Origin of the sequence: Rhodococcus sp. O3 (genome assembly GCF_048897285.1) — a bacterium.
Taxonomy (GTDB): Bacteria; Actinomycetota; Actinomycetes; order Mycobacteriales; family Mycobacteriaceae; genus Rhodococcus.
This window is the reverse complement of record NZ_JBMBTE010000126.1, coordinates 1-13,914: the sequence shown is the minus strand read 5'-3', so window position 1 is coordinate 13,914 and position 13,914 is coordinate 1. Positions and strand designations below refer to the sequence as shown.

Sequence of the window (13,914 nt, the reverse complement as noted above, 5' to 3'; positions counted from 1 at the left end):
GCGCGCACGCGCGTGGTCGTCGCGGTGGCGGCCGTCGTGTGCGTCGTCGGGTCGGCCGTGCCCCTGTATCACGGTGCCGGGTCGGTGCTCGCCTATCCGTGGGGATACGACCTGTGGGGACGTGCATTGCTCGCGGTCGCGGTGGGCGTCGCCGCGGCGGTGGCGGTGCGGTCGCGACCCGCGCGAGGAGGGGCATTGCTGCTGGGTGCGGCCGGTGCGACGGCCGTGTACGCGTCCTCGTGGGCGCTGGTCCGGGGCGTGATCGAGGATCCGGTCGAGGTGGCCCGAGTGGCACCTGTCATCCTGGGGGCGGTGCTCCTCTTGGTTGCGGCGTCGCTCACACTCCGGGAGGAATCTCCGTGAGGTAGCTCGCGAGCCCTCGCACTCCGTGACATGCGCCACATGGCCCGAGTGCGATCGTTTCATGGGGCTTCCAAGTAACTAGAGTCCGAACCTGGCCCGCTCAAAACCCCCGAGCGGGCGTGAACGCAGACGAGACGGTGAGCAGATGGATCTCTTCGAATACCAGGCGAAGGAACTCTTCGCCAAGCATGACGTGCCGACGTCGGCCGGCCGTGTTACCGACACGGTCGCCGGTGCCCGCGAGATCGCGGAGGAAATCGGCAAGCCGGTGATGGTCAAGGCCCAGGTCAAGGTCGGTGGCCGTGGCAAGGCCGGTGGCGTGAAGTACGCCGCCACCGCAGACGACGCGCAGACCCACGCCGAGAACATCCTCGGCCTCGACATCAAGGGTCACATCGTCAAGAAGCTTCTGGTCGCCGAGGCCAGCGAGATCGCGGAGGAGTACTACATCTCCTTCCTGCTCGACCGCACCAACCGCACCTACCTGGCGATGTGCTCGGTCGAGGGTGGCATGGAGATCGAAGAGGTCGCCGCCACCAAGCCGGAGCGTCTCGCCAAGGTCCCCGTCGACGCCGTCAAGGGTGTCGACCTCGCCTTCGCCCGTGAGATCGCCGAGAAGGGCCACCTGCCCGCCGAGGTTCTCGACGCCGCGGCCGTGACCATCCAGAAGCTGTGGGAGGTCTTCGTCAAGGAAGACGCTCTCCTCGTGGAGGTCAACCCGCTCGTCCGTACGCCGGACGACCAGATCCTCGCGCTCGACGGCAAGGTCACCCTCGACGCCAACGCCGACTTCCGTCAGCCCGGCCACGCCGCGTTCGAGGACAAGGACGCGACGGATCCGCTCGAGCTCAAGGCCAAGGAGAACGACCTCAACTACGTCAAGCTCGACGGTGAGGTCGGCATCATCGGTAACGGCGCGGGTCTGGTCATGTCGACCCTCGACGTCGTCGCGTACGCCGGTGAGAAGCACGGTGGCGTGAAGCCCGCCAACTTCCTCGACATCGGTGGCGGCGCCTCCGCGGCCGTCATGGCTGCGGGCCTGGACGTCATCCTCAACGATGCGCAGGTCAAGAGCGTGTTCGTCAACGTCTTCGGTGGCATCACCGCGTGTGACGCCGTTGCCAACGGCATCGTCAAGGCTCTCGAGATCCTCGGTGACGAGGCCAACAAGCCGCTCGTCGTGCGTCTGGACGGCAACAACGTCGACGAGGGTCGCCGCATCCTCGCCGAGGCCAACCACCCGCTGGTCACGGTCGTCGCCACCATGGACGAAGCTGCCGACAAGGCTGCCGAGCTCGCGTTCGCAGCGAAGTAGAGGGACACACAGAACAATGGCAATCTTCCTTACCAAGGATTCCAAGGTCATCGTCCAGGGCATCACCGGCGGCGAGGGCACCAAGCACACTGCGCTGATGCTCAAGGCCGGCACCCAGGTCGTCGGCGGCGTCAACGCCCGCAAGGCCGGCACCACCGTGTCGCACACCGACAAGGACGGCAACCCGGTCGAGCTCCCGGTCTTCGGCTCCGTCGCCGAGGCCATGAAGGAGACCGGCGCGGACGTCTCGATCGCGTTCGTTCCCCCGGCCTTCTCGAAGGACGCCATCGTCGAGGCCATCGACGCGGAGATCCCGCTGCTCGTGGTCATCACCGAGGGCATCCCCGTGCAGGACACCGCGTACGCGTGGGCCTACAACGTGGAGAAGGGCAACAAGACCCGCATCATCGGCCCCAACTGCCCCGGCATCATCACCCCGGGCGAGGCGCTCGTCGGCATCACCCCGGCGAACATCGCCGGTAAGGGCCCGGTCGGCCTGGTGTCCAAGTCCGGCACCCTGACCTACCAGATGATGTTCGAGCTGCGCGAGTACGGCTTCTCGACCGCGATCGGCATCGGCGGCGACCCGGTCATCGGCACCACCCACATCGACGCCATCGAGGCGTTCGAGAAGGACCCGGAGACCAAGGTCATCGTCATGATCGGTGAGATCGGTGGCGACGCCGAGGAGCGTGCCGCCGACTACATCAAGGCCAACGTCACCAAGCCGGTCGTCGGCTACGTGGCCGGCTTCACCGCCCCCGAGGGCAAGACCATGGGCCACGCCGGCGCCATCGTCTCCGGTTCCTCGGGCACCGCGCAGGCCAAGAAGGACGCCCTCGAGGCGGCCGGCGTCAAGGTCGGCAAGACGCCGTCCGAGACCGCCGCTCTCGCACGCGAGATCCTGAAGTCCCTGTAAGCGGCTTCCGCCGTCCGTGCGCGGTTTCGGTAGTTCCCACTACCGAAACCGCGCACGACGCGTTTTATCCGTCGATCCACTCCCGGCCGACGGGTTCCAGCTCCCCGGCGCCGGACGTCACCGACGCCACCACACTCGCCAGCTGCTCCGGGTCCCGCGCCGCGACCGTGAACTTCGCCCGGTCCTCGTACGACACCCCGAGCACACTCACCCCGCGACCGCGCAGTTCCGCATCGACACGTCCCGCGTCCCCGTGCCCGACCGCGAGGGTGAACACCTCCCGCCGCTCCCGCGGCACCAGCGTCGCCGAGTCCAGCGCGACCGCGACGGCCCCCGAGTAGGCGCGCACGAGTCCGCCCGCCCCCAGCTTGATCCCCCCGAACCAGCGGGTCACGACCACCGCCACGTTCACCACGTCGCGATGGTGCAGCACCTGCAACATCGGGACGCCCGCGGTGCCGCCGGGCTCCCCGTCGTCGCTGGACCGCTCGGCCCGCGACGCCGGTTCGTCGCCGACGACGAACGCCCAGCAGTGGTGCCGCGCATCCGGGTACAGACGGCGTTGCTCGTCGGTGAACGCGGCGGCGTCGGCAGCGGATTCGACCCGGCGCAGGGCGGCGAGGAAGCGCGAGTGCTTGACCTCCGTCTCCACGACCACGTCCGGTCCGGGCGCGAGTGTGTTCGGCATGCCTCCCATTGTGTCGATCGGTGCATACGCTGTTTCCAGTGCATCCGGAAGACACCGAGCGCACCCGACGACCGCAGGAGGATCGATGACATTCCCAGCGAGCCAGACCCCGGATCGGAGTGGTGGCGGGCCGTCGGCCAAGCTCGTGCCGGTGCTGTTGCCGGTGGCGGTCGCGGTACTCGGTGTGGTGAATTTCCTGTTCGGTCTCGCGCCGTACATGCGGATCGAATTCGGTGGGCACGTCGCGCTGTCCGCGTTCGAATTCGGATTCGCGGTGGTGCCGTTGGCTCTGTTGCTGCTCGGCGGGGTGTGCGCGGCGCTGTCGTTGCTGCCCGGCCAGGATCTGCGGGGCGTCGCACTGGCCGCATCGGCGGTCGGATTCGTGACGTCGGTGTTCCAGTGGTTCCAGTTGCCCGACGATTCCGGTATCGCGTGGGGCGGCGTCGCCATCTTCGTGTTCGGATTCCTGCAGACCGCGGTGGCCGTGGTGGCGTTGCTGTTCGGGATCGGCGTGCTCGTCCCCGCGGCGCGGTCGGGCCGGGCCGCGGCATACCCGGCGCAGTCCCAGGTCCCGCAGCCCGGTGGGTACGGGCAGCAGGGGAGTCCGCAGCAGGGAAGTCCCCAGCAGGCCGGGCAGTTCCCGCAGCAGTACGGCGGGCAGCCCCAGAGCCAGCAGTACCCCGGCCAGCAGTACGGCACGCAGTCACAGCAGCACTACAGCGGCCAGTACCCGAGCCAGCAGTACACCGGTCAGCAGTACACGGGCCAGTACCCGAGCCAGCACTACACCGGTCAGCAGTACACGGGCCAGCAGTATTCGGGTCAGCCGTACGGGACGCAGCAGTTCCCGTCCCAGCCGACCCCGTCCCAGCAATCTCCGGTCGGGGCGCAGCAATATCCGACCGGGCCGCAGCACCCGACAGGGGGTGCGCCGGAGCCGAGCTACGACGACGACACCGAACTGGCGCGCCCGTCCGACAACGACGCCACCGTCCTCTCGCCGGCACCGGAGGACCAGGACGCCACCGTGGTCTCGCCGCCACCGGACGACGCCACCCAGGTGCTGAAGCCGAACGACGAGCAACGGTGACATGTTCGAGGAGCCGGCGCGGCGCGCCTGATCGCAACCGATCGCGGTGGGTGACACCCTCGACTCGATGACATCGACGCTAGGCCGGAACTCCCGCCTCCCCACGAATCAGGATTCGACGGATCCGGAGCAATTCCGCATTCTGCTCGGCACGGCGGCACGCGTACCGGCCGTGACGATGGCGCTGCTCGTGACGGTCGTCGTGACGACGCTCGTCGCCGCGAGCAGCGACCTCACCGGTGTGTACGCGGCGACCGCAGGTGCCTGGCTCGGACTGCACCAGGTCACCCTCACCATCGACGGCACCGCGCTCGGCGTGCTGCCGCTGCTGCCGACCGCGGTGCTGGTGTGGTTGTCCGCCCGCTCGTGCGCGTCGGCGGCGGACGCGATGGTCCTGCACAGCGGGTATGCGCTCGACGGCCGCGACGCCGCGCGGATCACCGCCGCGACCCTGGCCGGACCGCTCGTCGTGACGGTCACCGCGCTCGTCGTCATCCAGGACGCATCGAGCGTGCTGCCCGTCTCGATGCCGGACCCGGCGCAATCCCTGGCGTGGGTGACCGGGCTGTATCTGCTGTCGTCGCTGCTCGGCGTCGGGTCGAGGATGTGGCGGCCGCTCTGCAACCGGTACGGAGTCCCCGAATGGCTGGTGGACTCGGTCCGGCCCGCGACCCGGGCGGTGCTCGGCATGTTCGCGATGGGCGGGCTGCTCACCGTCGTCGGAATGCTCTGGTCGTGGCAGAGCGTCGGGGAGCTCCTCGCCCGCGGCGAGAACTGGATGGGCGTCCTCGGCCTGCTGATCATCTCGATCCTGTATCTGCCCAACGTGATGATCGGTGCGGCCGCGGTCCTGGCCGGCAGCACGGTCGAGTTCGGCGAGGTCCGGCTGAGCCTGTTCGAGGCGTCCGGCGGTGACCTGCCCGCGCTGCCGGTGCTGGCCGCGATCCCGCCGGGCCCGGCACCGTCCTTCTGGCCGGTGGCGCTCGCGGTGCCCGCCACGATCGGCGCATTGCTCGGCCGGTTCGTCGCCAAACGCAACCTCGAGGCGCAGGCGCGCGGCGAGTACGTCTCCAGCAGCGACGGAGCGCTGACCGTGCTGGCGGCCTCCGCCGAAGCCGGTGTCGTCACCGCGCTCGCGACCTGGGCGGCCGGTGGGCGGCTCGGGTTCTTCGGGGTGGTCGGCGGCAACTGGTGGCTCGCCGGGCTCCTGATGTTCGCGTGGTCGGGTCTGCTGGGGATCATCACCGCGCAGCTGTTGCTGTGGCGGGAAGGCAAGCTGGCCGCCGCAGAAGCCGAGGCTGCGCTCGCGGCCGAGGCGGAGGAGTCCGCAGAGCCGGACGCCGCCGAGGACGGTTCCGACGAGGACGGGGACTCGGGGGAGGACTCGGCTGCCGGTGAGCTCGAGGAACCGAAGGCACTCGAAGCCGCGCCCGCCGGGGACGCCGAATCCGTGGATGCCGAATCCGTGGATGCCGAGGACGAGGACGACGATACCGAGGACACCCAGGCCGAGGTGGTCGATGCGGAGGTGGTCGACGACGAGGAATCCGAGTCGAAACCGGCCGCGAAGGACATCGAGGAACCCGACGTCGTCGACGCCGAGATCGACGACGAAGCCGACGACGGGGACCTCGCGAAAGGCACCCGGAACACCAGCGACTAGGCTCTAGACGGCCGATGGTCCGGCCGACCCCTCTTCGAGTCCAGGAGTAGAGCGCTGACTGCCTCGCGTGACCAGTTGCCGCCCACCGCGCCGGCGCGGGTCGTCGTACTCGCCTCGGGTACCGGCAGCCTGCTGCGGTCGTTGATCGACGCCACCCGCGCCGACGGCTACCCGGCCCGGATCGTCGCCGTCGGTGTCGACCGCGACTGCAAAGCCCTCGACCATGCCCGCGAGGCGGACATCCCCGGTTTCCTGGTCGCGTTGCGCGACCACGCCGACCGTGCCGCCTGGGACGTCGCGCTCACCGACGCCGTCGCAGCGCACGAACCGGACCTGGTGGTGTCGGCGGGCTTCATGAAGATCCTCGGCCCCGCGTTCCTCGAACGCTTCGGCGGCCGCATCATCAACACGCACCCGGCTCTGCTGCCCGCATTCCCCGGTGCGCACGCCGTCCCCGACGCCCTCGCCTACGGCGTGAAGGTCACCGGGTCGACCGTGCACCTGGTCGACGGCGGCGTGGACACCGGGCCGATCCTTGCGCAGGAACCCGTGCCGGTCCTCGAGGGCGACGACGAGGACACCCTGCACGAGCGCATCAAAGTTGTGGAACGACGGTTGCTGGCCGAGGTGGTCGCCGCTGTCGCAACCCGTGGAGTTGTATCCGATGGACGAAAGGCCGTGATCCCCAGTGACCGAACGTAAGACTGTGCGCCGCGCACTGGTCAGCGTGTACGACAAGACCGGACTGGTCGAACTCGCGACCGGGCTGCACCAGGCCGGGGTCGAACTGGTCTCCACCGGCTCCACGGCCGCGACCATCGCCGGCGCCGGAATCCCCGTCACCAAGGTCGAGGAGCTCACCGGCTTCCCCGAGTGCCTCGAGGGCCGCGTCAAGACGCTGCACCCGCGCGTGCACGCCGGCATCCTCGCCGACACCCGCAAGCAGGACCATCTCGACCAGATCAAGGACCTCGGCATCGAGGCGTTCGAGCTGGTCGTCGTGAACCTGTACCCGTTCACGCAGACCGTCGCCTCGGGCGCGACCCCCGACGAGTGCGTCGAGCAGATCGACATCGGCGGCCCGTCGATGGTGCGTGCCGCCGCGAAGAACCACCCGTCCGTCGCCGTGGTCGTCGATCCGGCCCGCTACGACGCGGTCATCGAGGCGGTGAAGGCCGGCGGGTTCACCCTGCCCGACCGCAAGGCTCTCGCCGCGCAGGCGTTCCAGCACACCGCCGCCTACGACGTCGCGGTCGCGAGCTGGATGAACAGCGGATACGCCACTGGGGCGAGCGAAGCGACGGGGGATGTCACAGCGGATGGCGATGACAGCCAGTTCCCGGCGTGGGCCGGCGCGACCTGGACGCGCGCGAACGTGCTGCGGTACGGCGAGAACCCGCATCAGGCGGCCGCGCTGTACGTGAACGAGGGCGGCGAGCCGGGTCTGGCGCAGGCCGAGCAGTTCCACGGCAAGGAAATGTCGTACAACAACTACCAGGACGCCGACGCCGCGTGGCGCGCCGCGCACGACCACGACCGGCCGTGCGTCGCGATCATCAAGCACGCCAACCCGTGCGGTATCGCCGTCGCCGACACGGTCGCCGAGGCGCACCGCAAGGCGCACGAGTGCGACCCGGTGTCCGCGTTCGGTGGGGTCATCGCCGTCAACCGCGAGGTCAGCGTCGAGATGGCCGAGCAGGTCGCCGAGATCTTCACCGAGGTGATCATCGCCCCGGCGTACGCCGCCGGTGCCGTCGAGGTCCTCGCCCGCAAGAAGAACATCCGCATCCTGCGGGCCGACTCCCCGAAGTCCGCGCAGATCGAGCTGCGTCAGATCTCCGGCGGCCTGCTGCTGCAGGAGCGTGACCTGCTCACCGCGGACGGTGACAACGCCGCGAACTGGGAGCTCGCGTGCGGCGCCGCCGCCGACGAGCAGACCCTCGCCGACCTGGAGTTCGCGTGGCGCGCCTGCCGCGCCGTGAAGTCCAACGCGATCCTGCTGGCTTCGGCCGGCGCGACCGTCGGTGTCGGGATGGGCCAGGTCAACCGGGTCGACTCGGCGCGTCTCGCGGTCACCCGCGCCGGCGACCGTGTCGTCGGATCCGTCGCCGCGTCGGACGCTTTCTTCCCGTTCGCGGACGGCCTGCAGGTCCTCACGGAGGCCGGCGTCAAGGCCGTCGTGCAGCCTGGTGGATCGGTCCGTGACAACGAGGTGATCGAGGCGGCCCGCGAGGCCGGCATCACCCTCTACCTGACGGGCGCACGCCACTTCGCGCACTGAGCGCACACGAGCCGGGACAGCCGCACACCCGACGACGACCTGATGTCAGGCCGCGTACGGGTGGGCGGTTTCCGGGCGGTGGGGCGCCTCGATGTCGGTGGTGCCGCGGCCGTCGGAGATGACGAGCCGGGCGGCACCGCGGTCGAGCAGTTCCCGGATGAGATCGGCGGCCAGTGCGCCCTTCTCGGCGTCGACGTGGCGCAGGTCGATCGTGATGGCGTGCCCGGTCAGGTCGGTGGGCAGGTCCTTCGGGACGGAGCCGGTGGCTCCCAGTCGCAACTTCATGTGGTTCTCCTTGGATTCGAAAAGAATGGGTATAAGAAAGGGCACCCGAGGCGATTTGCCTGGGGTGCCCGAGAAGCGAGTCGGATGTGACTCTATTCCCGGGATCGCCTTGCGGCGCAGTGGAAGTGGAACTCGGGTACGAATCGATATGTGCGCTTGTGATGCTGCATCGGACCGTACCTTTCTCGAGTATCCAGCGGGTTAACGGGGAACCATACCCCAATTGCGAGGAATTTACATCCCCGATTTTCGTGCGGTGAGGTCACAGACCCCGCAGCCAGGCCTGGAATCCGTCGGTGAACTCCGTCGAATACGGCAGGTCGGCGATGTAGTCGGCGCCGGTGGACTGCTGGTCGCCGATGTCCTTGAGCACGTGGTTGGCGTTGCGCAGCCGCAGCGACGTCAGCTTGGTGTGCACGAGCGCTTCGTCGAGGGCGTCGACGTCCTCGACGCGCAGCTGGATGTCCTTGTCGGAGACGCTGGTGAGCACCGGCAGTGCGCTGTCGATCTGCGCGGCGAGCATGCGCGGATCCAGCGAGTCCTCCTCGGCGAGCGCCTTCGCGTTCGTCGGGACCAGGCCCGCGTTGCGCAGCGGCTCGGGCAGGCGGTCGCTGAGGGTGCCGTCGGCGCGCAGCGATTCCACCGCCCCGGTGAGCGCGACGCGCAGTTCGTCGGCGACCTGGACGGCGAGCTGACCGGCCTCGACGACCGCGTCGAGCTGCGCGTCGATCTGGGCGGTCAGCAGGTCCAGCAGACGGACCGCGAGCGGTTCGAGCAGGGCCAGACCCGCGACCCGCTCACCGGCGTGCGCGAGCGCCAGGGCGATGAGCGCACCCTCGCTGTGTCCGACGACGTACAGGCGCTCGGGATCGACGCCGGGCTGGTCCGCGAGGAACTGCAGGCCGTCGCGCGCGGCGTCGATGAACGTGGAGAAGCCGAGATCGGCGACGTCCTCGACCGCGTACGGGCCGAGCCCGGTGAGGCCGCTGCCGAGCTTGTCGTAGCGCAGGCTCGCGAACCCGTTGATCTCGAGGATGTCCGCGAGGTGGCGGAGGGTGCCGATCGAGCCGGGCAGCAGCGCGCTGTCGCCGTTGCGGTCGGTCGGGCCGCTGCCGGCCAGCAGCAGGACGGCCGGAACCGAGGTGTCACCGACAGCGGGTACTCGCAGGCTGCCGTACAGCGTCACGTCGCCGCTGGTGAAGGTGATCTCGGTTTCCGACATGACATGTGTCTATCAGAAGTCCCGGACGTCGCGGCCACCGGAGGGCTGTGTCGCCAGGGTGTCCGATGTGCATGCGGTGTTCGATGTGGGGCGGATCTACGTGGCCGGCCCGGTGAACGCTCCGCGGAGGCGGCGGAAACGGCGGTAGCCGCGGTACCCGAACCAGGTGAGCAGCGCGAGCAACGGAATGACCAGCAGCGGCAGCACCATCGAGATCAGCGAGGTCACGAACGAGGTGACGCTGTCGATCACCGACATCACCGGGTTCCCGAGACCCGCCGTCGTCGCCGTACTCACCGCGCGGGTGCCCGTCTGCGCGGTGCTCACCGCCAGCGCGGTCGGCGCCCCGATGACGATGCCCGCGATCGCCGCCATCGCCGGATCGAGGTTGGCGAACGCGGCCCACGCCGCGACCGCACCTGCGACCGGCCGGGTGACGGTGCCTATCGCCGACATCGCGTTGTCGACCAGCGGGATCAGATCCGCCAGAACCTCGACGGCGGTCGCGATCGCCAGCGCGATCAGTGCGGCGGACGAGCCGATCCACTGCATGGACTCGTTCAGGACGATCCCGAACCACCCGAAGTGGACGGCGGCGCTGAGCATCAGCAGCGGCAGGAAGGTGCGCAGGCCGGTGGCGGCCGCCAGGCCGAGGCCGAGCAACGCCGCGAGGATCCAGATCTCCACGGGCCGAGTGTAGGGCGGTGCGGACGGGAAACGGTTGCGTACGCGAAAGGCTCGCCGCGAGCAGATGCCGAATCCGGCGGATCCTCGTACCTTGGGTGAGGTGACGTCAACCACAACCAGGCCGTCCACTCTCGGTGAGCTGCGCGCGTCCGGGCACGTGCAGCGATCGGTCAAGGACGAGATCCGGCAGAACCTCCTCGCCGCCCTGCGCGACGGCATCGACCCGTGGCCCGGCATCGTCGGATTCGACGACACCGTCGTCCCTCAGCTCGAACGGGCCCTGCTCGCCGGCCACGACGTGGTTCTGCTCGGCGAGCGCGGACAGGGCAAGACCCGGCTGTTGCGGACGCTGCCGTTGCTGCTCGACGAATGGACCCCCGTGATCGCCGGGTCCGAACTCGGCGAACATCCCTACGAACCCATCACCCCGGCGTCGATCCGTCGCGCCGCCGAACTCGGCGACGACCTGCCCGTCGACTGGCGGCACCGGTCGTTGCGATACGCCGAGAAGCTCGCGACCCCGGACACGTCCGTCGCCGACCTCGTCGGTGATGTGGACCCGGTGAAGGTCGCGGAAGGCCGCAGTCTCGGCGATCCCGAAACCATCCACTTCGGGCTGGTGCCGCGCGCGCACCGCGGCATCGTCGCGATCAACGAACTGCCCGACCTGGCCGAACGCATCCAGGTGTCGTTGCTGAACGTCATGGAGGAGCGCGACATCCAGGTTCGCGGCTACACGCTGCGGCTGCCGCTGGACGTGCTGCTCGTCGCCAGCGCCAACCCGGAGGACTACACCAACCGCGGTCGCATCATCACCCCGCTCAAGGACCGGTTCGGCGCGGAGATCCGCACCCACTACCCGGTCGAACTCGACGACGAGATCGCGGTGATCGAGCAGGAAGCCGTACTGCAGGCGCGGGTTCCGGATTTCCTGCTCGAGGTACTGGCCCGCTTCACACGCCTGCTGCGCGAATCGACGTCGATCGACCAGCGTTCCGGGGTGTCCGCGCGCTTCGCGGTCGCGGGGGCGGAAACGGTCGCGGCCGCGGCCGTGCACCGCGGCGCCGTCCTCGGGGAGGACGACCCGGTCGCCCGGCCCGTGGACCTCGGCACCGTGGTGGAGGTGCTGCGCGGCAAGGTCGAATTCGAATCCGGTGAGGAGGGACGCGAATTCGAGGTGCTCGAACACCTGCTGCGCCGCGCGACCGCGGACACCGCGCGGGAGCGGCTCGCCGGTATCGACCTGGCGACCCTCGTCGAGGCGATCGAGCACGGTCGCCCGGTCACGACCGGCGATCGGATCACGGCGAAGGTACTGCTCGACGAACTGCCGGAGCTGCCGGTGCTCGACGTCGTCGCCGACCGGCTCGGCGCCGACGACATCGGAACCCGCGCTGCCGCAGTCGAGTTCGCCCTCGAAGGGCTGTATCTGGCCCGGCGCATCGCCAAGCACGACGCCGACGACGGAACCGCGGTGTACTCGCGATGAGCAGAGGCGCGCAGTACGGACCGTACGACGGCGGTGACCCGCTGGCGGCGCCGGTGGATCTGCGCGACGCGCTCGCCGCGATCGGTGACGACGTGCTCGCGGGCAGTTCACCGCGGCGGGCACTCCGGGAGTTGCTGCGGCGCGGGCGCGGTAACATCCGTGGTCTGGATCGGCTTGCGGCGCAGGCGAACCGGCGCAAGCGGGAGCTGTTGAACCGCACCAATCTCGACGGCACGCTGCGGGAGGTGCGCGAGTTGCTCGATCGCGCCGTGCTCGCCGAACGCAAGGAACTCGCGCGTGCCCTCGACGACGACGCGCGGTTCGCGGAGATGCGGATCGAGGAACTGCCGTCGTCGACCGCGCAGGCCGTGCAGGAACTCGCCGACTACGACTGGCGCAATTCCGAAGCGCGGGAGGACTACGAGAAGATCCGCGATCTGCTCGGGCGGGAGGTCCTCGATCAGCGGTTCGCCGGGATGAAACAGGCGCTCGAGGGCGCCACCGACGAAGACCGGCGCCGCGTCAACGACATGCTGCAGGACCTGAACGACCTGCTGGACAAACACTCTCGTGGTGAGGACACGCAGGAGGACTTCGAGCAGTTCATGGCCGAGCACGGCGACTTCTTCCCGGAGAACCCGCGCAACGTCGAGGAACTGCTCGATTCGCTGGCGCAGCGTGCGGCGGCGGCGCAGCGGCTGCGCAACTCGATGACGCAGGAGCAGCGCGACGAACTGGATGCGCTCGCGCAGCAGGCGTTCGGGACGCCGTCGCTGATGCAGCAGCTGAACCGGCTCGACGCGCACCTGCAGGCCGCGCGGCCCGGCGAGGACTGGTCCGGGTCCGAACGGTTCCGCGGCGACCAGGGGATGGGCCTGGGCGAAGCCACCGGGGCGTTGCAGGACATCGCCGAACTCGACGCGCTCGCCGAACAACTGTCGCAGCAGTATGCGGGGGCAGCACTCGACGACATCGATCTGGACATGCTCGCACGGCAGCTCGGCGACGAGGCCGCAGCCGACGCGCGCACCCTCGCCGACCTGGAGAAGGAACTGCAACGACAGGGCTTCTTCGACCGCGGCGCGGACGGGCAGTGGCGGCTGTCGCCGAAGGCGATGCGTCAGCTCGGACAGACCGCCTTGCGTGACGTGATGAACCGGTTGTCGTCGCGGGGCGGGCAGCGCGAGACGCGTCGCGCCGGTGCGATGGGCGAACCGACCGGCGCGTCGCGGCCGTGGGAATTCGGGGACACCGAATCCTGGGACGTGGTGCGCACACTCACCAACGCGACGTTGCGCGATCCCGGCCGGGTACCGGTGCGGATGGCGGTCACGGACGTGGAGGTCGTCGAAACCGAGCAGCGGGCGCAGGCCGCGGTCGCGTTGCTGGTGGACACGTCGTTCTCGATGGTGATGGACGGTCGCTGGGTGCCGATGAAGCGCACCGCGCTGGCCCTGAACCACCTGGTGTCGACCCGGTTCCGCGGAGATGCGTTGCAGCTGATCGCGTTCGGGCGGCACGCGCGTGTGGTCACCCCGACGGAGCTGGCGGGCCTGGACGGCGTGTACGAGCAGGGCACCAACCTGCATCACGCGCTGATGCTCGCCGGCCGGCACCTGCGTCGGCATTCGAACGCGCAGCCGGTGGTGCTCGTCGTCACCGACGGGGAACCGACTGCGCACATCGAACCCGAGGGATACGCGATGTTCGACTACCCGCCGAGCCCCCGCACCCTGGGTCTGACCGTCCGGGAACTGGACCATCTGGCGCGGCTGGGTGCGCAGATCACGATCTTCCGGCTCGGCGACGATCCCGGCCTGGCCCGGATCGTGGATCGGATGGCGCGCCGCGTCGGCGGTCGCGTCGTCGCCCCGGATCTCGACGGGCTGGGCGCGGCGGTCGTCGGCGACTA

General features: G+C 69.4%; 12 protein-coding genes and 1 pseudogene. 9 read left to right on the top strand and 4 right to left on the bottom strand.

The genetic code is table 11. The annotated features are described in order from the left end of the window. The 3 genes and pseudogenes from ACN675_RS24000 to sucD form a co-directional block, all read left to right on the top strand. Positions 1-363, top strand: a pseudogene (locus ACN675_RS24000) (hypothetical protein); the annotation flags it as partial. 145 nt (positions 364-508) lie between these two features. Continuing rightward, the gene (gene sucC / locus ACN675_RS23995; protein ID WP_420753216.1) at positions 509-1,678 is read left to right on the top strand and encodes an ADP-forming succinate--CoA ligase subunit beta; all 1,170 of its coding nucleotides are present in this window, start codon (positions 509-511) and stop codon (positions 1,676-1,678) included. A 16-nt stretch (positions 1,679-1,694) separates the two neighbouring features. Further along, entirely contained in the window at positions 1,695-2,597 is a 903-nt protein-coding gene (gene sucD / locus ACN675_RS23990; protein ID WP_420753215.1) for a succinate--CoA ligase subunit alpha, read from the top strand. Between the two features lie 64 nt (positions 2,598-2,661). Here sucD and ACN675_RS23985 read toward each other — a convergent pair whose 3' ends face one another. Then, positions 2,662-3,285: an IMPACT family protein gene (locus ACN675_RS23985; RefSeq protein ID WP_420753214.1), complete on the bottom strand. Its 624-nt coding sequence runs from the start codon at positions 3,283-3,285 to the stop codon at positions 2,662-2,664. Positions 3,286-3,370: 85 nt separating this feature from the next. Here ACN675_RS23985 and ACN675_RS23980 point away from each other — a divergent pair, with 85 nt between their 5' ends. The 4 genes from ACN675_RS23980 to purH all read left to right on the top strand — a co-directional run bounded on the left by ACN675_RS23980 (position 3,371) and on the right by purH (position 8,319). Continuing rightward, positions 3,371-4,375, top strand: a complete 1,005-nt coding sequence (locus tag ACN675_RS23980; RefSeq protein WP_420753213.1) for a DUF5336 domain-containing protein — start codon at positions 3,371-3,373, stop codon at positions 4,373-4,375. Between the two features lie 67 nt (positions 4,376-4,442). Further along, a complete protein-coding gene (locus tag ACN675_RS23975; RefSeq protein WP_420753212.1) occupies positions 4,443-6,038 on the top strand; it encodes a DUF6350 family protein in 1,596 nt (531 codons plus the stop codon). Positions 6,039-6,113: 75 nt separating this feature from the next. After that, the gene (gene purN / locus ACN675_RS23970) at positions 6,114-6,740 is read left to right on the top strand and encodes a phosphoribosylglycinamide formyltransferase (protein ID WP_420753211.1); all 627 of its coding nucleotides are present in this window, start codon (positions 6,114-6,116) and stop codon (positions 6,738-6,740) included. Then, positions 6,727-8,319: a bifunctional phosphoribosylaminoimidazolecarboxamide formyltransferase/IMP cyclohydrolase gene (purH, locus tag ACN675_RS23965; protein WP_420753210.1), complete on the top strand. Its 1,593-nt coding sequence runs from the start codon at positions 6,727-6,729 to the stop codon at positions 8,317-8,319. The genes purN and purH overlap by 14 nt, the downstream gene beginning before the upstream one ends. Before the next feature lie 45 nt (positions 8,320-8,364). On the opposite strand, the gene ACN675_RS23960 is transcribed toward purH, so the two are convergent. From ACN675_RS23960 to ACN675_RS23950, 3 genes are all read right to left on the bottom strand, one after another. Continuing rightward, on the bottom strand, positions 8,365-8,604 hold the full coding sequence (locus tag ACN675_RS23960) for a hypothetical protein (protein WP_248675956.1): 240 nt from the start codon (positions 8,602-8,604) through the stop codon (positions 8,365-8,367). 262 nt (positions 8,605-8,866) lie between these two features. After that, complete coding sequence (locus tag ACN675_RS23955; protein ID WP_420753209.1) at positions 8,867-9,826, bottom strand: alpha/beta hydrolase family protein; 960 nt, start codon at positions 9,824-9,826, stop codon at positions 8,867-8,869. 96 nt (positions 9,827-9,922) lie between these two features. After that, on the bottom strand, positions 9,923-10,513 hold the full coding sequence (locus ACN675_RS23950) for a DUF4126 domain-containing protein (RefSeq protein ID WP_420753208.1): 591 nt from the start codon (positions 10,511-10,513) through the stop codon (positions 9,923-9,925). Between the two features lie 100 nt (positions 10,514-10,613). Here ACN675_RS23950 and ACN675_RS23945 point away from each other — a divergent pair, with 100 nt between their 5' ends. Together ACN675_RS23945 and ACN675_RS23940 are read left to right on the top strand one after the other, a co-directional pair. Continuing rightward, entirely contained in the window at positions 10,614-12,002 is a 1,389-nt protein-coding gene (locus tag ACN675_RS23945; protein WP_420753207.1) for an ATP-binding protein, read from the top strand. Next, the coding region (locus ACN675_RS23940; RefSeq protein ID WP_420753206.1) for a vWA domain-containing protein at positions 11,999-13,914 on the top strand (1,916 nt) is incomplete at its 3' end. The genes ACN675_RS23945 and ACN675_RS23940, both read left to right, overlap by 4 nt.

Coding starts and splice junctions, on each gene's coding strand:
- sucC (WP_420753216.1), top strand. CDS start 509: ATGGATCTCTTCGAATACCAGGCGAAGGAACTCTTCGCCAAGCATGAC.
- sucD (WP_420753215.1), top strand. CDS start 1,695: ATGGCAATCTTCCTTACCAAGGATTCCAAGGTCATCGTCCAGGGCATC.
- ACN675_RS23985 (WP_420753214.1), bottom strand. CDS start 3,285: ATGCCGAACACACTCGCGCCCGGACCGGACGTGGTCGTGGAGACGGAG.
- ACN675_RS23980 (WP_420753213.1), top strand. CDS start 3,371: ATGACATTCCCAGCGAGCCAGACCCCGGATCGGAGTGGTGGCGGGCCG.
- ACN675_RS23975 (WP_420753212.1), top strand. CDS start 4,443: ATGACATCGACGCTAGGCCGGAACTCCCGCCTCCCCACGAATCAGGAT.
- ACN675_RS23960 (WP_248675956.1), bottom strand. CDS start 8,604: ATGAAGTTGCGACTGGGAGCCACCGGCTCCGTCCCGAAGGACCTGCCC.
- ACN675_RS23955 (WP_420753209.1), bottom strand. CDS start 9,826: ATGTCGGAAACCGAGATCACCTTCACCAGCGGCGACGTGACGCTGTAC.